The organism is Leptospira broomii serovar Hurstbridge str. 5399, assembly GCF_000243715.2.
Taxonomy (GTDB): domain Bacteria; phylum Spirochaetota; class Leptospiria; order Leptospirales; family Leptospiraceae; genus Leptospira_B; species Leptospira_B broomii.
Genome location: NZ_AHMO02000008.1, coordinates 843808 through 862378 on the forward strand (window position 1 = coordinate 843808; position 18571 = coordinate 862378).

The following is an 18571-nucleotide window of genomic DNA, read 5'->3' on the forward strand; positions in this document are numbered from 1 at the left end:
CGAAAGATATTTTCAGAAGATTTTACCCTATTTCAATTAAGCAAATCTTTCGGGAATTCGCTTAAGCTAGGCATAAAGGCGCGATAAGCAAACCTACAGAAATCCTACTCGTTTAGTAGAAACTTATTAAATTCTTCTTCCGAAAACCGATAAGGCCTCTTTGAGTGGAGATTCATAAAAAGACCGTAAAAATTTCCGCGACATACATGGACTTTGCCGTTTTCCCTAAAAATATTCTGAACGATAACTAATCGATTCTTTTCACCTCTTTCAAATCTAGTTCGAACGGAAATCGTTTCGGGAAAATGAAGAGAATCGAAATACTCAATGGTTGCCTTATAAATTACCGGTCCAATCCCATCTTTATTCATTTTATTTAAATCGATTCCTACCTTCCAGAAAGACTTAATTCTCGCATCGTCAAAATAATACTGCAAAGCGGAAAGAAATGGATGATTTTCAGGACTCATGTCCGTCCATCGAATATCGATACTATGATCGAAGTATTTAATCGCTTCCGACCCGTAGGATTGGCGTTCCCGTTCCGAACTTACGGATCTGAATCTAGCGATTGCCACTAACGCATTGTCGGATAGTCTGTACATCTCCTGGATGATCTCAAATTCGTCCGTCTTGAATTCCGGTGAAAAGGTTATGATTCTTGCGGAATTAGGATATCTTAGTTCGGCTTTATATTCAAGAGAAACGAATGCGAAAGCAGACGGAAGCTCGGACGATCCCGTTTTTGAAAATCGATCTTCATCCGATTCTGAAAATGCCACAGTACGCGCTTCCTCGAAATAGCTTTGGTATGTTCCGTTGTTTACATGCCCGTTTACGTCCAGATCTACTCGACGAACCTGAACATCAAACGTATGAGTGCGTAGATTGTCTGTTTCTCGCTGAATTTCTAGGGTTTCCATAAATGCCTCCGATCCAAGTAGACCGACCTGTCTACCCTTGAGGAGAATATAAAACAGGTAGACAAATTTGTCTACCTGTTTTATATTCTAGTTAGGAAATTTCATATGCATGATAAAACGAACTCGTCCTCCCCGCCTTCGACCGATAGTTCGGCGCGAGACAGAATTATATCGGCGGCTTTGCGACTTTTCTATGCAAAGGGATATCCTAATACCGGAATCAATGAAATTCTAGAAACTGCGGGTTCTTTCAAGAAAACTCTATATATCCACTTCCCCTCCAAAAGGGATTTGGGAAAGTCATACCTGTCTCTTCAGGAAGCTTCGATTCTTGCCCTTATCGAAAGAATTATGAGGAGGGAGAAAGTATATTCAAAATTTATTAAATCTTGGATTCGAGTCGTAAAGCGTGGAATTAAGTCCCACTACCAATTCGGCTGTCCGATTGCAAACTTTGCCAATCAAACTCACGAAGACGATGAATTTAGACGCTTAACAACCGACTTTATCCGTCGATGGCAGAAGCTTTTCGAAAATTACCTGTCGGAAATAGGGATTCAAAAGAAGAAAAAGGCAACGCTCGAACAAATACGCGAGACGGCCGAAGCCATCCTATTGTACTACCAAGGAGCGATGCAATTATACGGAATGAGCGGCGACATGAAATACCTGAACAGATTGGAAAAGGAACTTTTAAAACTCGAAAATGATTTAGGTTCGTTTGCCTAATTTCAATTTTTTGACTTGATCCATCTGCTCGAATTGAGCCGCTCTAGATTCGATGAGGAATTGTTGAATAACTTTCAATTCGTCAACGGTGTACTTTGAAAGCAGCCTTTTACCCACTTCAAAAAACGGACCCCATATCATTCCGACATTATTTTCGCCCTTTTTCGTTGGTTCCAAAAGAACTCCCCGTCTATCGTTCGGATCCGGTACTCTTTTGGCGTAACCAGCCTTCTCAATCCTATCTAAGGCTGTGGTCATCGCACCTCGAGTCAGACCTGTGATTCTTGCAATCTCACTGGCTGAAACCGATCCGTTCTTAAAGATAATCGATAGGCATTTTAAATCCGTCCGATTCAATCCTAGAACTTCCGCAGCTGCGTCGTCAAACGCCTCCGTTGCTTCCTGAAACAGCTGAACGGCCTGCCCGATTGCCTGAATGTATTCGTTTTTACCCATTTCTCGATTCATCGCACTTCAACGATAATATTCCTCATTAAGACGGCTGCACGTAAGTTTTCTCAACCCTTTATTTTTTAAGGAGAAATGTCGCTTCGATTTATTGCCTCTCTCGATTCACAAAATCCGTAAATCTTAATAAAAAACAGTTGACCTCATTTCGAAATATGTTTGATTTTGATATAGTTAGATTTTATTACTATTTATATATCTAACTATATCAAGCAAGCGCCCAGAGGGAATGTTTTAGTTCTCAATCTATCAATAAGAACTAAAAATACGATGAATGCCAAAGGAGGTAACAATGATGGAAGAAAGTGATGAAATGAAATACGCCGAGATGTTCAGCAAATGGTATAGCTGGGGATCGCCGGTCGGCATTGGAATTTTCTTTATAAGCTTAGCGATTTCAGCCCTTCTGATTTGCACAGCCGTCAAGAAGCTGCTGGAAATCGGAGTGAAAGGATCGGAAATCGAATTGCAGATAAAAAAAGAATAATGTGATACCCCTGATTCAAACAAAGTCGGTTCTCGACTCTTTCAAAGCCGATTACCGACAAAACGTTCTAAATCGGATTTGGCCGGGATTAGTGTTGCTCGTTTGTTTTATTCTTAAAATAGAATGGAAGATAAAGAATACAAAACAGCACCGAACCGATGAGTTGCATATTGATCAGATAAATAGGCCAGACTCCCAAATGATCGATCAAAGATGGAGAGTTCGGCTTTTCCATTAGATAACCGTAATTTGCCCTAAACAAAAAGTCGATTATAAGGGCGGAGAGAAAATATAGTTGTGAAAGAAGGATTACCCGAGGAACCGCCCATTTCCTTGGATATAGCTTTAGACCGAATACGGCGTACAATGCCCCGATAACTAATCCGGAATGCGCGATAAAAAATATAAAAAAATAAAGATGCGGAAACGATACCCGTAAATCGGGGGTGACAACTCCGTTGATCGACCCTGCTAAGACCCAAAAATAAGAAAGTTCGGCCATCATTCTGTTCCGAGTAAACAATGCTACGCAAGTAACGAATAGTGACCAATCACAAAATTCCATGGGAAGATCATATCGAATTTCCCAATAACCCAAGCTGATTCTGTAAGCTATATAGACAGCGTAATTAAGGAGCAGAATCGAAGCGATTAACCGCCCTAGCCTCTTCGGAACCGAGCTATTAGAGTATCTCCTCGCGACGTAAATCAAAAATGCCAAAGAAAGAAAAGTTCCAAATAAGATAAAAATATGTAAGATCGACCAATGTTCGAAATGGGATTCCAAGGCTTCGTCCTAAGTTATATTTTTCTAATTATCCATGCTTATTGTCACATCGCGAAATCTATTATATCCGTTTTGTTCCATAGATTTCAAAAAGAGAACTCGAGCAGGATTTATTCCCTCAAAAGAAAATCCGATACGCATAAGCGTAAAATGTCTACCCGTATATTCGGATGCAAAGATCAAAATTCAATCCCGCTCAAGAAGAGATTATAAATGATTCCTCTCAATACATTCAAGTAATAGCCGCGGCAGGATCCGGAAAAACCAGCACGATGGTCGGCTTTGTAGAAAGGTGTATTTCGGACGGAACGGCTCCCCAAGAAATTCTTGTACTTAGCTTTACGAGAAAAGCTGCCGGGGAAATCAAACACAGAATCCAGATCAATACAGGACAAAAAGGAGTTCGAGTTCATACGTTTCACTCTTTTTGTTTTCAGTCTTTGGCCCGGCATCACCCGGATTTTCAAAGACGTATGCCTGGAATCTTACTACCGTCCGAACGTAACGGATTTTTTCGAAACTGGTTTCGGAAAGATCCCTCTTTGATCGGCGGAATTCCTTACGAGCTACTTACTAATGTCTCGGTGCTTCCGGAGGAATTTCCAAAAGATTGGTTACCGATATTACGGGAGGAATATGCGAAGTTCAAGAAAGATCAGGGAAAAATGGATTTCGACGATCTTGTCGCAATATTTCTGCAAGCTTTAGAAGAGAGAGAAGCTTGGACTGAAACTCCTAGATCCTCTCTCAAAAAAATATTGGTGGACGAATTTCAAGATACCAATAATGAACAGCTAGCTTTCGTAAAGCTTTTGTCGGACAGCGCTTCAATTTTAGTCGTGATCTACTACTTACATTTCGCAGTAATTTTAGATTTTTACTATTTAATTTCTCTAAACCATATACCCGAATTCCCTTTAAAGCAGAATATTCATTTAAATATAATATAGAATTTGATGGCTTAAAATAACTGTAAGAAGCTAAAAATGAATACTTGATAGATCTTTGATTTCCTTCGGCGCACTGGTTATTTACCCCTGCCTCTGTAGACCATCTATTTCTACCCCAAACATTCCTTTTACTATCGACCGCTCTTAAAGAATGATTCACCTGGCGATAGTTAACATTATTTCTTTCTAAATAGGGAAAACCTTCATCACCAAAAGTAACTGTATTCTTAGGTAAATAATCTAAGAAAGGCTGTACAGTTCTCTGTTTTTGATCTGGAATAGAATCGAATATTACTGGACCACCTTTAATAGCTTGGGTTAATGCTAAGGTCCCGATCTGATAAACTCCCTTTTGTTTTGCTACGGCATCTGACAAATAGATACTTGCTGTTTGACCTTTATGCTTAAATCTTTTCCGAAAACCATTGGCTCTTTGACTAGCAGAAAACAAAGCAAGTGTATCAATGCTTACTACTGGCTTACCTTCGATAAAAGGTCTTAAATCGCCATTTTCTGGCAAATTTTTACCTCTCCAAGCTTTCTTAATATCTTTAACCATCTCATCTTTAATTGATGGTATAAGATCACTTAAAAATACCTGTAGTCTCCTCTTTAATAGAGTTGAGGTTCTACTAGAAATCCCTAACCTACGTTGTATCTCCGACGCAGATAATCCTAATGGAAATCTATGAATCGCTTCTAATAATACATAGCTGAAGGTCCACAATGGAATTTTTAAATGCTCTAAGGGTGTCCCAGAAGTCCTAGAAATCTGATACTTGCATTTTGGGCATCGAATTACATTCTCCCTCGTAGAAACATCTTTAGAAAGAGAAACATTACAGCTAGGACAATCTTTAGGATACAGATTTCTAAGAAGCGATTTCGTTAGTTCTGTATGGTAGAAAATATTGATATGAGGAAATTTACTGTTGAAGCGAGTTTTTGCTGAAGGTTTTAGTTGCTTAACAGTACTACTGCGACGCGAGTCGGAGGTTACGACTAATCCATTCTCACCTGAAACAGTAGGCAAATTATCAGTGCCCAGCACTTTCCGTAGGAAGGTGTGGGTGCTGGCATTTTGCGATTTGTGAAAGGTGATGAAGGGATATCCACTTAATGTAACTGCCATTTGGAGCGATTTTAGCGAAAATAGCCGAAGTATACTACTAATTTTTAACCCTTTCTGAGAATTTTCGAGATTGTCTACAAAGATGCTTCTAGATGATTTTCTAATCCAATTTTTCTTAGCCCTAAAGGCTATCTTCGGGAATCGCATTGTTTCTTTCAGAACTAAATCCTGTAATTTGATAACTCGCTTTAAATGGATCTAATTACAGTATTTCGTAGTCATCAATTTCTCTCAACAGGCTATCGATATCCCTAGATATCTCATTTAATTCCCAGAGAGATCGCTTATACTCATTTAGGTCTATGATTTGAGTCTTATACTTTTTATTTTCTGCAAGGTTACCGGGAAATCCCCTACGTAATTTATATCCAGCTAATGAAATGATTTTGGATTTCATTTTTGAATCCTCCTGCTATTTCCGGGTCCCGAAAGATATCTAGTGCAGATATAAAATTGAATATTTTCTCCAAAAATTATCCAGCCTCTCCTTAAGTTTGGTTCTGTTGCGAGACTCCCCTGGAATCGCTATTCCGGGCCTTGGCTCTTTAGATTTACTAAATTTTTTGAATCGCCTCTTGACCTTGAAGTATACTTCAGGGTTTATACTTCCCAATATGAGCTTAAAAATCGGAGAGCTTGCGAAAGCGACCCAGGTGTCGGTCGAAACGATTCGCTATTATGAATCTCTCAAACTCCTAAATCCGCTCTTTAGAAATGAATCGAAATATAGAATTTATTCGGATGATTCCGCTAAAAGAATTCAATTCGTTCGAAACATGCAGGCCCTCGGTTTTCGACTTTCGGAAATCAAAGAACTCTTGGACTTGAAACTGGAAACACAAAATCAATGCAATAGCGTTCGATCAAAAGTGAATTTAAAACTTAACGAAATACAGGATAAGATTGTCGTTCTAAGAAAGTTAGAGGGTTCCTTAATTGAAATCCAAAAGATTTGCGAATCTTCAAAGGCGACAAGGCAAGGATGTCCTATATTGGACTTTATGGAGGATGTATAATGAAAATCGAATTAATCTACGAAACAACCTGCCCGAACAAGGAAGCTACAAAAAAGTTACTTCAAGAAATACTTGAGGAGTACCGTATATCTGCGAATTTTTTAGAGATCAATAAAGACGATCCTGAAACTCCCGTTTATTTTAAGCGATTTTCTTCCCCTACTATTCTAATCGACGGTAAAGACATCGATTCAGGTTCGGGTGGAAATGCATGTCGACTCTATAAGAATGAATTGGGAAAACTCTCTGGAGTCCCTTCAAAGGAATTATTACAACGTTCAATTTTGAAAGCAAATAAGGACCTTCATTTTTCTTTACTCTCGTTTTTACCCTTGTTAGGTAGCGCATTCTTGCCGGTAATGTCCTGCCCTGCGTGTTATCCTTTGTATGGAAGCGTATTAGCAAGTATAGGTTTTGGTTTTTTTGATTATACTCCGTATCTAAAGCCTTTTGTTTTTATTCTTTCTCTTATTGCAGTGATCGGAGTTTCTCTTTATTATGATCGAACAAAAAAATGGATGTCGGCAAGTTTTGTCTTTCTTGGAATTCTACTCCTAGGTCTTAGTAAACTTTTCCTTGAAATGGATTCTTTATCCATAATAGGAATTTCACTTTTCGTTTTCGGATTCATTCTATCTAAATTTGAAGTCGGGAGAAAAGTGAAGGCAGTTTGTAGCACCTGTTAAGCTCAAGAGCCTATTCTGTAGCCAAATTTTAGCCGAATCATATCGATCCAAACCGAATCATATTGATATTTATCAATGAAAAACATTCGCCCATGAACGGTTGTTATATGCATCCTTTCAAATCCAATAAATGAAACAGGGAGAATTTTGAGTCTTATAAAAATAGTCGGAATAAGTTCTTCAGAAAAAAGAAATTAAGAGTAATGAATTCAACTAGTTCAATACAACCTTCGTTAGAAGCAGCTATCGAGCATATCTTCTATACATTACTTCTTGAATTCGAGGAGCATCGCCCGCAATTCATAGGACGAATTTCTTGGGTATGCGAAACCCTATCCTAGTTGCTTAAAAAGTGTCTCCTAAAACGTAACTAGGTTAGATTCTAAAAATCATGCCAACGCAATCTTTTATATCCGAATTTTAAAGGCACTTTCATCACCTCTTTTATAAAACTAAAATGTGCGAAAGATGGAGAAATGCCCATCCTTCACACATTTTATTATGAGATTATTTTACAGTTCCTTAAAATCAAAAAATGACATTAAGAACTAATCCTTTAACCCTTTTGGAAATTGTGCTTTCAAATCTCCAACAAATTGCCCGTAAATTTCTTTTACCATTTCTGCATAGCGAAAATCATTCGGGAGATCATAGACCCAGCCAACTTCGCTGAACGGTGTAGCAGAATAAGATTTGCTGAATAACGATTTTTTAGTTCTATTATTCATCAGATTCAATTCTAAAGTTAAAGTATTTTCAACAGTTACGGCAGGAAATCCGATTAACCATAGGATGGGTCCATAAATGCTTAGTAGGTACGAAAACATTTTACCCTTATAGCCTGTATTAATGATTGTTCCTTGTATATAGTATTTATCCCCTTTTTTATTATCGAAACTAGCTTCTTTAAATAGCTCTGCGTTTTCCAATTCTAGAGCTAATGCTTTAGCAAAATCATCGACAGGTTTATAATTTTGCCACAACCCGGAAGTTATATGTTTAGGTACTCCTTCCGGAGCTTGGTAGTTTGCCCAGCCAAACGGCATAAGAGGGACCATATATAAAGCGGTTTTATTATCGTTGTTACTAGCACGCTGATCGCTAAAAGGAATTACGACCACCGCGTCCTTAGACAATGAAGGTCCATTTGCCGGTTTAGCATTGGTTTTATAAATCCAAGTTTGGTGTGTTGAACAGGATACCTGTAAGGCCGTTCCTAAAAGTAGATACCCTAATTTTCGATGCATTTTATTTAGCACTAATATTTCCTCGCTAATTTTGTTTGTATTTTATCACTCAGTTTAATTCACATTCAGCATATTTTGTATTTGTAATATTTATTTCAAATCATTAATATTTTATGCTCTGCCTTCTGATGAATTTGAAAAATAAATTATATTTCCCAATGATTTTACCCGATTAAATTTCGAGTATTGCCTGATTTTAATCGTTATTAAAAGCAGAGTTTCTATACGTACCTCTTTATCTTTCTTTTTCCAGCCGAAAAAAGCAGTCAGATTGTAGCTTTCTTACTGCGAAGGAGGTGTATACAAATAAGCTCCATTATCGCTCAACATAAATATTCTTCCCGTTGATAATAAAGCCCCGAAGGTGCATTGAACATTCGCGAGTTGATCTACAAATACGCTACCCGTGTTTGGATTATATATGAATCCTACTGAAGAAAATCCCATATTGTAAGGATCACACCCCACAAATATCCTGCCATCCGGCAAGTTTATTGTACTTAAATTCGAAATCACAGTTGAGCTACCGATTTGGGAGAATTGCTGTGAATTTGGATTATAAATTAGAATCTCACTTATTCTAGAAGAGCCTATTGATCCACCAAATATTGCAACAGTTCCATCCTTTAATAATACAGAGGTGTGCTGGTCTTTTGCTTCAAGCATTGAGCCAGTTGTGCTTGTGAAGGAATTACCAACGGGATCATATAACTCCGCAGACGTGACTCTATTAACCCCTGAGAGACCACCCGATACTAATACTTTGCCATTTTGAAGTAGCACTGAAGATGGCCATGTGCGACTAACCTGTTTACTAGCTCCGACAGAAAAGTTATTCGTGCTTGGATCAAATAATGCAGTGCTCTTGTCGGCTGAATCGCCCGGAATTAAAACTTTCCCATTTTGAAGAAGGATTCCAGGAGAATTGCCAATATTAGATATTGAGATTGTATTGTTAGTAGACGTAAAATTATCTACGGTAGAATTATAAGAAAAACCAGAAACGACTGCATTATTGTTAGCAGTATAATCTCCGAATAAAAAGACATTTCCATTGGGTAAAACAATAGTTTGTCCACCGTAGATATTTAAATTTGTCTGGTTTGCCGTTACTTTGAATACTCCCGTACTAGGATCATAAATTTCGACAGTATTCTCGAATGCCAACGTTGCTGGAGCGTTGCTGTATGACTTCCTTCCACCAATAACTACGATTCTTCCGTCCGATAATTGTGCCGTATGGTAACCGTATCTCTGGTTATTGAAAGTGCCAGTGCTTGACAATCTCATGTTACCAAGTAGTCCGAAAATAATAAACTCTTCAACCGGATTAGCATTAGTTGAACTATGCTTACACATAATATTTTGAATAAATATTATTAACCAAATTAAATATCTGAATCTTAGCATCCTTTTAGATTCCTTAATATTGTTCTATGTAATTTAAGAACCTGATCACTGGAAAATACTGTCTATAGAATCTACACTACTACAGTCAGTTGAGGCAGCACTTGGAGAAAACGGAACAGCAACTCCTGTCCCAGCACTATAATAAACTCTTGTCGTAAAGCCCTGTCCCGAAGACAGAGCTATATTCGGTGAGTATGTGCAACGTCCACTCACTGTTGGCGAAGCTCCTGAATTTACAGTAGCACATGATTGATTTGAGCTAAACGTACCGCCTGAGCACGCACTAGAATTAAAAGTAGATCCGGGAGAAAAATCCTGACAGTAACTACCAACCCCACTCGTTATAAAATTACAACTTCCTCCGCCGGATACAGCTTGGGAAACTATTTGTGCACTGAAGCTGCCTCCGAAAGTTCCGGATGTATAAAAACTAGCTACCCGTAAGCGATATATACCGGACGCTGGAAAATTATATATTGTCCTTTCTCTCAGCCCACTTCCTGTTGCGTCCACTTGCCCGGTTACTATTGTTCTACCGTCGGCTTGCATAATTTGTATAACCAAATCTAAAGATGAAACTGAAGGCGCAAATGCAGCTAAAAGATATGTACCGGCAGATGGAATGCTAATATTGTAATCAACTAATTGAGTAGTATCATTTATTGTGCCAGTTACTGCCGTTCCATTAACAGTCATAATATTTGCCGTTGGAATTAAATAACAGATGGAAGTGCTAAACGCGGAATCTAAGTTATATCCGCTAACACACACGGTAGATGCATTACAATCTGAGGAAGAAGAGCATCTTGCTCCTGAACCGCCCGTCCCGACTCCAGTTTGCTTTTTTGAAGCACCGAGTAGCGCAATAGGCAAAAGAGTGTCCATAGAGGAACTGCTATTACTTTTACCGGGACAATTTAGGAACCCAAAACCTAAAAGTACTACAGTTAGCAAATATTTTGCGTTTTTCATTTTATCAAATTCCTCGATTAATTAAAAAAAATAGAACGTTATCTCCAAAAGAAAATGCCTACGGCCTTCTACTTTGAATTAAGTACCCGAATCTTTTAATGCTCTAATTACAGCTTTTCTATAATAATTATAGAAAGTCAAGCTGCAATTTGAAGAATTTATGTCAATCGCACAGAAAAGTGATAATTGCGTCGAGGAATGTTATTTTTTAACTGTCTAAAACCGTTTATGGAATTCTTTAATATGCTAAGCGTGTTTAACGGAGATTTCGAAAAATGTTCCGTATTTCCTAATACCTTTCTAACCCATTTTTCAAAAAATAGCCACGGAGAAAGTTTAGATTTTTGCAGTAGGCTTACTGCTGATCATTCACCTTTAGCTTGATTAGGTTTTACTGCCATTTCAATTCTTTCTCAAATACATCGTTTCTTAGAATTACCGCCAATCGGGAGCGGGAGTCACTTAGAAAGATTGATTTAGATAACGTTCTCAATTTTTGCAATCTAAAGTGTCGAAAGAATTCGCAAGTCGATTTCGTATATTCCTTTTCATAATTTTTTCTTGAAGTGAGGTAGCAAGGAGTTACTTTCGAAAATGCCCTTGTTGCATTCTTTATAGAATGAAATTGTCTCTTTCGCTAATATTAAGGAATTTTTTGAATTATATAATTCCAACTCTAGAACTTTCAATTCTTCACGTAATCTTAATGTTTCTCTTTTCTCAAATTTCAATTTTGAAATGAGACGCCAGATAAAGAGATCATTCTTAATGGCCCTCGAAATTCTTTTCCCAGGATACATTTTCTCTCTCAAGAAATTGGCTTTTTTTAAACCCCTGACATAATACGGCGACCCTAAAGTATCTTCAAAGTGAGCTACGCTATACCATTTTGGTGTTTTCATAACATTTTAAGATTGCCCGGTATTCCAGAAAAAGATTAAGCTTAAACTGAAGCACGATTAATTTTTTCTATAATAATTATAGAATTTCAAGTTTATTTTAACATATGAAACAAAAAAAAACGCATTGGCCACTTTTAACTCCGGGAGACAGGCTCTCTTACGCACTGCATACTCTTGGAATAAAGTGGAAAGATGCTTGGGCTGCAATGGGCATAACAATGGATATGCTCGCCAAATACTGTTCAAACAAAACTAAAATATCGGAATCTAGGCTCGATCTCCTTCTGCTAAAAAAAGAAGTCTCTAAAAAATTCATTTTAAATAATACAGGCGAGCCGTTGGCGACTCTTCAGGAGAGACTGGATTTACTTCATCTTGAAAAGAACATATTCAATAAAATTCGCATCGATCTTCGCACTAGCAATATCGTGGATATACTAAGTACAGCTAGCGAAAAGGAGCTTGGACTTTTTGAAAAACTTGCAGCCAAAATTCAAAAGGATCGCAAAAAAATAAAATCAGCTCTTAAAAAATAGATTTCTAACCTTCCCAATATATTCTATTAGCTTCTTCTCGAATCCTGTCGGATTTATACTATGGTCGATCACTAGGTTAGCACTCATTTCCATAAGAATTCGCTTCTGCTCGTTTTCCAATTGTTCACAAATTTTCTTATATGCTTCAGGCTCCAGTCGATTCAACAGAAAACGGTTTATAGAAATAATTGCCGATGAAATTCTCGGGTTTTGCAAATCCTGTTTAAAATCAAGAAGATCGACGTTGAACAATCTGTAATGGGCTATTGGAATCCAAGTTACCCATAAAAATATTAGAAGACCAATCACCGAAATTGAATTTAAGGAAATACCGATTAAAGGCAAAATTAGAGTCAGCACGGTGGATATAAGAAGGCCAACAGTGATCCCCGTGAACATATAAAGGGAATGCAGTCGAACAAAATATTCTTCTCTATTAATGTTTCTGATGATTAAAATTAGTGAAATTAAAATAGATCCAAACAAATAACCGCAATATAAATAGTAATAAACATTACCTTTAAATACTACTTCGTCATTTTCCAATATAAAAGGTGTAAGCCTGCTTTCCCAAGATAGTAAGAGGAAAAAGGTAATTATGACAAGATGGGTTATCATAACGGTTACTGGCGGCGAAATTGAATAATTAGGTCTCGTATAATTAAAGATTATATATGTTAAAAGTATTGGAATAAAGAGCGGAAAAACTACAATTAAATCTATAATCGGGACCCGTATCAAAATTGGAAATTGAATATCCGAAAGAAAGACGAATAGTCCCCAAAACGCTAACGATAGACTTAAGATAATAAATACGATAGAAAGGGCGTTTCGTTTCGAATACTTATAAAACATAACTGATGATAATAAAAGTAGAATGAACGTTAATAGGCCCAAGTTAAGTCTCCGCATTTAAATTTTGAAGATTTTTCGATTTACACAATCCTATCTGTACGAAATGAACCTTCGGCGGCTTTGCAGATTAAAACTAAGTAAATTCGCTTATTAGAATCTTCAAAAGTTGTGCATTTCGCTCTGCCATCCTAAAAAACAATTCTATCAATTTTCAAGTAATTATTTTTCAAAATGTCAAAAAATAATCAAGGGAACCCATCCCCGAGGGCCAAATGATAACAGATCGTTGTTAAGGTCTCAAAATAGGAGTATCGGAATTATTAATATTCGAAGTTAAGAAAGAGCCGCTCCAAATTAAGGTCGGCATCAATTGATAATGGTCTAAAAGTTAAAAAGGAAATTATACAAAATATTCTTTTGAATGAAATAGTTTACGAAATATCCTATGTGAATGAGAAAATTTAGATATTTCGAAACGTCATCCTTTTAAGATTAAGGCTTTAGAAACGAATACCTACTTTAAAAAAATGTTTGTAACTTTCTTTGAGAATTTTCGTGTCTGTTCAGTCATATTTTCGCCGTTATAAGCAGTTTCCAAAATAAATTCTGCCTGAATTCCGAAAATTTCTTCACTTCTTCTCAATTCAAATTGATCACAAATTTCCTTGAATGCTTTCGGGTCCATCCAATTTAATAAGTAACGATTTATAGTAATGATCACAGAGGAGAGCTTCGGATTTCTAAAATCCTGGCCAAATTCTGTTAATTCAACATTAAATAATCTGTATTTAGCAATCGGTATCCAAGAAAGCCACAAAAACCCAAGCATTCCGATTGCAGATAATGAATTAAGATAGATTCCGAGAAGAGGTAGAAATACTAAGAATATTGAAGAAACAATGCTAGCTAATACAATACCGGCAAATAAATAAATCGAGTGTAACCTTACGAAATAATTTCCAAAAATCAGATTATAAGCGATCACTCCTAAGCTTATAAAAAGAGAAAAGTAAATGTATCCTATTACAAAAAAATAGGATACGCTTGCATTAAAGCGCACTTCATCTCCTTCAAAATAGACCGGTGACACATAGCCAATCAAAGATAGAAATGAAAAACCTAAAATTGCTATCGAGTGCAGCAATGTCAGTATTTTAGGGGGAGAAACTAAATCATTTGGTCTTGTATAATTTAGAACAATGTAGGTTGCGCAGAGAGGAACAAATAGAGTTGGAATCGGTGTAAAATTCACTATTAAAATTCTAAATTGAGCGGGAAAAGGAAGCTGACCTAGAAACATTAACAGGCACCAAAGAGATATAGTGAATGTCAAAAGTGCATATGTTTTACAAAGATTATTCCTATCAGACCATTTATAAAAATAATAGGCCGAGGCAAATAATAGAATAGATGAAAAAAGTGCCAAAATAATCTCCGAAATACCTTATTTTCCAACAAATATTTCATTCTACAATTGGATTGGCAAGAAGAGTTAATTTTTCAAGCTGTGAATCCGCTATCTCAATAATTCTCCAATATGAGACATAAAATTTATTATCTCTCATGACCCCATAATCTGGAAAGTAAATTGCCTTATTGTAGTCGGCTGAGTCGATCGCTCCGTATTTTTCATAAACGCTCTTAATAACTAAATTGGAAATATCGTACATTCCAAAGGCTTTCGTTATCCCGCTCTTTAGCATATGTCTGGCAGCATACCCGAATAAACACCTACTTGCTTTTCGGGATTCCAGTGCTCTTGTAAAAATGAATGAATTTAGGTCCGCCACTTTCGTTTCGATAAGCCCATACCTTTTCGTTTCCCCTTCTATTAATCCCCATTCAAATGGTAAAAGGTTCGTTTTAGCTTTGTAAATAATTCGTAAGACTGCCAAGACCTCCCCTTCTTTTGAAGTAGAGAATAAATAACAAGAGTGAGGGTCATTGTAACTGTCAAAATCGTCCGAAAATCCAACATATCCATGAGAAATGTAATTTTCTCTGATAAAGTTCCGGAGTTCGAAAACAATCTCAGGATTATTCAGGTAATCAATACAATAGATTCTCGTACCGGTCGTCTCAATTGCGTAAGGTTTTAACGTTCTGTAGGATTCTTTGATTTGTTCCATATAACAACATTATGTCTCATATGAACCAAAAATTCAAGATTAAAAACACCCACCCGTTTGATTCTTTTGTTTTGAATCTATTCTGACTAATCCAATAGAGTTAGTATGATTTAGAGTCCTCTTTTTTTAGAACGCTGAGGTTTGGAAACTCCGCTGCTTATAAATCGTAGAATACGTTGCTCCAAATTTATATTCGAATTTTTCATCCATGAATGCTAAGCAGTATTTAAGAAATTTTGAAAGACGTGCGTATTATTTGCCGCCATAATTGAACCTCAACCTCTGTCATTTAATTTCAGTTGTGATTTTTTTATTCAATCATAAAGGAGGGTTACCATAATTGAAAAATATTCGGTCTCAATCTTAGGTAGGTCACGGAGCGCCTTTCTTTTAGTCTTCGAATGCGGGAAGAATACGGGTCGATGATAAATTAACCGCAACTCGTAGGGGATGAATCTAACTAGGCCTTCTCCAAATAATAATAGAATTTTAAGATTATTTTGAAATTTCCCCGCTAAATTTGCAAGGAGACCACTTCCTTAGCTTACAGAGTTGTAATATCAATAATCGTTAATTTTTGATATCAGCGATGAATTGTACAAGTCTTGAATTGCCCATGTTATCGGGTGAGGCTTTTTCCAATATTTTGTAAACATTGCAGGGGCGAGCAATAATTGAAAATATGTTGTGCTATCGCCTTCGGAAGAAAATTTTCTTATTTCATTACTATTATTATCATATAGCGTTGATTCATATTTCAAGTCGTCCGACATCCAACTCGGAATTATACCAGCGGAGAAAATAAAAAAGTATAGCAATACTTTAGCCACCTTCGGCGTAGTTACCGTGTTCGTAAAATTTATTTTTAGTATATGATCATAAACTTCATTTTTTGGCGGTTCTTGATTTATAAATAAATTAAACTCCGCCAAGCAGGCACAAGCGGCAATATAATTACTGTATTCATTATATAGTAACAATCGTCTTTCACCAGACATTTTTTTTAGATCTTCACTCGTCTCAATAAAGACCGATACTGGTGTCATTAGCGCACTGGGAATCGGAAATTCATTCGGAACGTCTCTTTTCATCGTCGTACACTGGATTGTCATCAATAGGAATATAATTGTTATTCGATTCAAATTTTTAATCATCATATTTAACCAATAACCTTGGCTTAACTTTATTTTCATTGAATTGATCTCCGAATATCCTTTTCAATTCTTGCATGCAATATTCCTTATCTTTTTCAATGTTTATTTGAGTAAAGTTACCGTATCGGTCTCGCTTTAAAGTTCCAAAGTAAGAAAATTCATCTGACCTTAGTAAGAATTTTCTTTTTGTAAAGACCCGCGGAAAGAATGTTGTTCTAATATTCCCATTATAAACGGTTTCAAAATACCCAGTGAATCGATATTCTCGATTCGGATCAGCGATCATGATTCCGCAATCATTAACCATCGCGGACCTAATACTAAAATCTAGATTCCAATCGCTAGTGAAATTAACTAAAAGTCCATCCTTGGTATTAATACCTAATCTTGCTTCTTTAGCGATTATCGACATAGATGGGGTCGTTAATTTGAAAAACCCAACGCCCCTGCTGCCTATCTTCCCTGTAAATGTCCGAGTAGGAATTACCTGTCGGATTTGAGGAGCGCAATTAACTGAAATAAAAACGATAACGATAATTAATATTCTCACATGTTTTTCCTTAAACCATTTCTAAAGTATTTTCTCAAATTTCCCAAGAGTATATTTATTCTGAATTCAAAGGACACATCTTGTATGTCGTAATAGTTTAAGATACGATAACTTATCCAATTAGCTTAGCTTTAAATCTTAGAAAATATTCGCTTGAATATCTGTTGGATTTATAATTGGTTGAGTACTCGGTATTGAGTAAGAAAATTTTACGAGCAAAATTCCCGTGAAAGCTTGCTGAAATTTATAAGCGGCGCTATACGTCGTATTTGTCCCCGCAACAATCGAATTTGCTACATTTATATTTGGCGTATTACAATCTTGAAATGGCAATACTACAATCTGAGTCAATGGATTTGGATTGCTTACATTAAGATATGTAGATGTTGAACTAAATCCGATACTCTGTCCTGCAGCTATATTTACCTGAAAATATCCGCTAAAATTGTAAGGGCTTAATTGATTTAATTTAATGAATTGCGAATTAGTCGTAATCGCACCGGCCCCAATTTGGCATCTTAAATTATATAGGAGTTCTAAATGTATATAATCATCATTTTTACCGCCGTTGTGTTTGCACGAAAACAAACATATAGGTATTAAGAGTGTAAACAAAAATACTTTTTTCATTATTTTCCTTAGTACTTTTCTCGATTTATAAAGCTGGTCGGAAAGGTACAAAAGCAGGATCTTAATTAATGTTTATTTTTAAAAGTAAATTTTGTCAAAATGTAAAAGTAGATAAAAAATAGTATTTGTAAAGCTTCGAAAATTTGAAATTGCAAGTTTTTATCTAAAGACCTTTGCCAGGCTAAAGACTAATTTTTTATTCAATTTACATAATATTAAGGCTGAGGCAATTCATTCATAGTCGATTCATGGTTATGGTGGTGATTCTTCTCAGATTCCAGATGCTCAGCGTATTTCTCTAAGATCTCTGAGAACATATCCTTATAGATGTCTTCATGATCAATATATCCTGTTCCATTTTTAATCTTATTTATGTAAACCATTACAGGAATACCGATAGGTGGCCAGATAAAATTGTATTGTCTAAATTGTCTTGAAGCATTTCCCTCCCAATACTTGTTGCCTGTAATTTTAGCACTTAATATAATTTCAGAATCGAATATGTATGGAAAGATGAACAACGTTATAAAAGTGCTTATTGTTCGAAATGTACTAGATTTTTCCGTGAATTCTACTTTTAACTGGATGACAGCCGTTTCGGATTGTATTTCATTAGAATTATAAATAAAATATTTACTCTGATCCGCAACTTCCTTTGAGTATCTATAATAATATTTTAATGAAGCGAGAAAATTATCCTTTTGCGGTGCACTTCCAGCTACAATTTTATTATTTAACCTTCTCTCAAGATTATCAATTTGGGTATATCTTACTATATCGTTTAACTCGATATGAATTCGGATTTTGTGTCTAAGATTTGACTCTACAAGATTTTCATTGTTTGTTCTTTTAACAATCGGATAATCAATTACCGCGCAGCCGTTATAGACAAAGAAAGAATAAAGACAAAGCAATAAAGATTGCCGAATAACTTTAAAGATACATTTATCTCCTTTTTTCTCAGCGTTCATAATATTAAATTAACCTTCGCTTACATTAAGAAATAAT

General features: G+C 36.2%; 21 protein-coding genes. 6 read left to right on the forward strand and 15 right to left on the reverse strand.

From position 1 onward, the window contains the following. Positions 1 to 104: 104 nt before the first annotated feature. Complete coding sequence (locus tag LEP1GSC050_RS09430) at positions 105 to 923, reverse strand: acyl-CoA thioesterase (protein ID WP_010570972.1); 819 nt, start codon at positions 921 to 923, stop codon at positions 105 to 107. A 105-nt stretch (positions 924 to 1028) separates the two neighbouring features. Between LEP1GSC050_RS09430 and LEP1GSC050_RS09435 the strand changes: the two genes are divergently transcribed. Beyond that, positions 1029 to 1652 (forward strand): TetR/AcrR family transcriptional regulator, encoded by a 624-nt coding sequence (locus tag LEP1GSC050_RS09435; protein WP_010570973.1) that lies wholly within the window; start codon positions 1029 to 1031, stop codon positions 1650 to 1652. On the opposite strand, the gene LEP1GSC050_RS09440 is transcribed toward LEP1GSC050_RS09435, so the two are convergent. Beyond that, on the reverse strand, positions 1635 to 2108 hold the full coding sequence (locus LEP1GSC050_RS09440) for a MarR family winged helix-turn-helix transcriptional regulator (protein WP_232225693.1): 474 nt from the start codon (positions 2106 to 2108) through the stop codon (positions 1635 to 1637). The two genes, LEP1GSC050_RS09435 and LEP1GSC050_RS09440, sit on opposite strands and share 18 nt — an antisense overlap. Before the next feature lie 304 nt (positions 2109 to 2412). Between LEP1GSC050_RS09440 and LEP1GSC050_RS09445 the strand changes: the two genes are divergently transcribed. After that, positions 2413 to 2607, forward strand: coding sequence for a hypothetical protein (locus LEP1GSC050_RS09445; protein ID WP_010570975.1), 195 nt, complete (start codon positions 2413 to 2415; stop codon positions 2605 to 2607). 88 nt (positions 2608 to 2695) lie between these two features. On the opposite strand, the gene LEP1GSC050_RS09450 is transcribed toward LEP1GSC050_RS09445, so the two are convergent. Then, positions 2696 to 3394, reverse strand: a complete 699-nt coding sequence (locus LEP1GSC050_RS09450) for a YwaF family protein (RefSeq protein WP_010570976.1) — start codon at positions 3392 to 3394, stop codon at positions 2696 to 2698. Positions 3395 to 3564: 170 nt separating this feature from the next. On the opposite strand from LEP1GSC050_RS09450, the gene LEP1GSC050_RS09455 reads away from it, so the two are divergent. After that, on the forward strand, positions 3565 to 4344 hold the full coding sequence (locus LEP1GSC050_RS09455) for a UvrD-helicase domain-containing protein (RefSeq protein WP_010570977.1): 780 nt from the start codon (positions 3565 to 3567) through the stop codon (positions 4342 to 4344). Between the two features lie 1334 nt (positions 4345 to 5678). Here LEP1GSC050_RS09455 and LEP1GSC050_RS09460 read toward each other — a convergent pair. After that, positions 5679 to 5873, reverse strand: coding sequence for a hypothetical protein (locus tag LEP1GSC050_RS09460; protein ID WP_010570978.1), 195 nt, complete (start codon positions 5871 to 5873; stop codon positions 5679 to 5681). Positions 5874 to 6090: 217 nt separating this feature from the next. On the opposite strand from LEP1GSC050_RS09460, the gene LEP1GSC050_RS09465 reads away from it, so the two are divergent. Further along, on the forward strand, positions 6091 to 6492 hold the full coding sequence (locus LEP1GSC050_RS09465) for a MerR family transcriptional regulator (protein WP_020987563.1): 402 nt from the start codon (positions 6091 to 6093) through the stop codon (positions 6490 to 6492). Further along, positions 6492 to 7178 carry an alkylmercury lyase gene (locus tag LEP1GSC050_RS09470; RefSeq protein ID WP_010570980.1) on the forward strand — a complete coding sequence of 229 codons (687 nt, stop codon included), beginning with the start codon at positions 6492 to 6494 and terminating at the stop codon, positions 7176 to 7178. Before LEP1GSC050_RS09465 ends, LEP1GSC050_RS09470 begins: the two co-directional genes overlap by 1 nt. 548 nt (positions 7179 to 7726) lie before the next feature. Here LEP1GSC050_RS09470 and LEP1GSC050_RS09475 read toward each other — a convergent pair. The 4 genes from LEP1GSC050_RS09475 to LEP1GSC050_RS09490 form a co-directional block, all read right to left on the reverse strand. Then, positions 7727 to 8437 (reverse strand): hypothetical protein, encoded by a 711-nt coding sequence (locus LEP1GSC050_RS09475; protein ID WP_020987467.1) that lies wholly within the window; start codon positions 8435 to 8437, stop codon positions 7727 to 7729. Positions 8438 to 8707: 270 nt separating this feature from the next. Further along, a complete protein-coding gene (locus LEP1GSC050_RS09480) occupies positions 8708 to 9835 on the reverse strand; it encodes a Kelch repeat-containing protein (protein ID WP_010570982.1) in 1128 nt (375 codons plus the stop codon). Positions 9836 to 9880: 45 nt separating this feature from the next. Beyond that, positions 9881 to 10807, reverse strand: a complete 927-nt coding sequence (locus LEP1GSC050_RS20835) for a hypothetical protein (protein WP_020987507.1) — start codon at positions 10805 to 10807, stop codon at positions 9881 to 9883. A gap of 548 nt (positions 10808 to 11355) precedes the next feature. Further along, positions 11356 to 11709, reverse strand: a complete 354-nt coding sequence (locus tag LEP1GSC050_RS09490; RefSeq protein WP_010570985.1) for a hypothetical protein — start codon at positions 11707 to 11709, stop codon at positions 11356 to 11358. A gap of 104 nt (positions 11710 to 11813) precedes the next feature. Here LEP1GSC050_RS09490 and LEP1GSC050_RS09495 point away from each other — a divergent pair, with 104 nt between their 5' ends. Beyond that, a complete protein-coding gene (locus tag LEP1GSC050_RS09495; RefSeq protein ID WP_010570986.1) occupies positions 11814 to 12245 on the forward strand; it encodes a hypothetical protein in 432 nt (143 codons plus the stop codon). Here LEP1GSC050_RS09495 and LEP1GSC050_RS09500 read toward each other — a convergent pair. From LEP1GSC050_RS09500 to LEP1GSC050_RS09530, 7 genes are all read right to left on the reverse strand, one after another. Further along, positions 12228 to 13142 (reverse strand): histidine kinase N-terminal 7TM domain-containing protein, encoded by a 915-nt coding sequence (locus LEP1GSC050_RS09500; protein ID WP_010570987.1) that lies wholly within the window; start codon positions 13140 to 13142, stop codon positions 12228 to 12230. The genes LEP1GSC050_RS09495 and LEP1GSC050_RS09500 overlap by 18 nt on opposite strands. Before the next feature lie 472 nt (positions 13143 to 13614). Beyond that, positions 13615 to 14526 (reverse strand): histidine kinase N-terminal 7TM domain-containing protein, encoded by a 912-nt coding sequence (locus tag LEP1GSC050_RS09505; RefSeq protein ID WP_010570988.1) that lies wholly within the window; start codon positions 14524 to 14526, stop codon positions 13615 to 13617. A 37-nt stretch (positions 14527 to 14563) separates the two neighbouring features. Next, positions 14564 to 15229, reverse strand: a complete 666-nt coding sequence (locus tag LEP1GSC050_RS09510; protein WP_010570989.1) for an LBL_2463 family protein — start codon at positions 15227 to 15229, stop codon at positions 14564 to 14566. A 560-nt stretch (positions 15230 to 15789) separates the two neighbouring features. Further along, positions 15790 to 16422 (reverse strand): hypothetical protein, encoded by a 633-nt coding sequence (locus tag LEP1GSC050_RS09515; protein ID WP_010570990.1) that lies wholly within the window; start codon positions 16420 to 16422, stop codon positions 15790 to 15792. Continuing rightward, positions 16376 to 16933, reverse strand: a complete 558-nt coding sequence (locus LEP1GSC050_RS09520) for a hypothetical protein (RefSeq protein WP_010570991.1) — start codon at positions 16931 to 16933, stop codon at positions 16376 to 16378. Before LEP1GSC050_RS09520 ends, LEP1GSC050_RS09515 begins: the two co-directional genes overlap by 47 nt. A 138-nt stretch (positions 16934 to 17071) precedes the next feature. Further along, on the reverse strand, positions 17072 to 17563 hold the full coding sequence (locus tag LEP1GSC050_RS09525; protein ID WP_010570992.1) for a hypothetical protein: 492 nt from the start codon (positions 17561 to 17563) through the stop codon (positions 17072 to 17074). A 215-nt stretch (positions 17564 to 17778) separates the two neighbouring features. Continuing rightward, positions 17779 to 18534, reverse strand: coding sequence for a hypothetical protein (locus tag LEP1GSC050_RS09530; RefSeq protein WP_010570993.1), 756 nt, complete (start codon positions 18532 to 18534; stop codon positions 17779 to 17781). Positions 18535 to 18571: the final 37 nt, after the last annotated feature.

Coding starts and splice junctions, on each gene's coding strand:
- LEP1GSC050_RS09430 (WP_010570972.1), bottom strand. CDS start 923: ATGGAAACCCTAGAAATTCAGCGAGAAACAGACAATCTACGCACTCAT.
- LEP1GSC050_RS09435 (WP_010570973.1), top strand. CDS start 1,029: ATGCATGATAAAACGAACTCGTCCTCCCCGCCTTCGACCGATAGTTCG.
- LEP1GSC050_RS09440 (WP_232225693.1), bottom strand. CDS start 2,108: ATGGGTAAAAACGAATACATTCAGGCAATCGGGCAGGCCGTTCAGCTG.
- LEP1GSC050_RS09445 (WP_010570975.1), top strand. CDS start 2,413: ATGATGGAAGAAAGTGATGAAATGAAATACGCCGAGATGTTCAGCAAA.
- LEP1GSC050_RS09455 (WP_010570977.1), top strand. CDS start 3,565: ATGCAAAGATCAAAATTCAATCCCGCTCAAGAAGAGATTATAAATGAT.
- LEP1GSC050_RS09460 (WP_010570978.1), bottom strand. CDS start 5,873: ATGAAATCCAAAATCATTTCATTAGCTGGATATAAATTACGTAGGGGA.
- LEP1GSC050_RS09465 (WP_020987563.1), top strand. CDS start 6,091: ATGAGCTTAAAAATCGGAGAGCTTGCGAAAGCGACCCAGGTGTCGGTC.
- LEP1GSC050_RS09470 (WP_010570980.1), top strand. CDS start 6,492: ATGAAAATCGAATTAATCTACGAAACAACCTGCCCGAACAAGGAAGCT.
- LEP1GSC050_RS09480 (WP_010570982.1), bottom strand. CDS start 9,835: ATGCTAAGATTCAGATATTTAATTTGGTTAATAATATTTATTCAAAAT.
- LEP1GSC050_RS20835 (WP_020987507.1), bottom strand. CDS start 10,807: ATGAAAAACGCAAAATATTTGCTAACTGTAGTACTTTTAGGTTTTGGG.
- LEP1GSC050_RS09490 (WP_010570985.1), bottom strand. CDS start 11,709: ATGAAAACACCAAAATGGTATAGCGTAGCTCACTTTGAAGATACTTTA.
- LEP1GSC050_RS09495 (WP_010570986.1), top strand. CDS start 11,814: ATGAAACAAAAAAAAACGCATTGGCCACTTTTAACTCCGGGAGACAGG.
- LEP1GSC050_RS09510 (WP_010570989.1), bottom strand. CDS start 15,229: ATGGAACAAATCAAAGAATCCTACAGAACGTTAAAACCTTACGCAATT.
- LEP1GSC050_RS09515 (WP_010570990.1), bottom strand. CDS start 16,422: ATGAAAATAAAGTTAAGCCAAGGTTATTGGTTAAATATGATGATTAAA.
- LEP1GSC050_RS09525 (WP_010570992.1), bottom strand. CDS start 17,563: ATGAAAAAAGTATTTTTGTTTACACTCTTAATACCTATATGTTTGTTT.
- LEP1GSC050_RS09530 (WP_010570993.1), bottom strand. CDS start 18,534: ATGAACGCTGAGAAAAAAGGAGATAAATGTATCTTTAAAGTTATTCGG.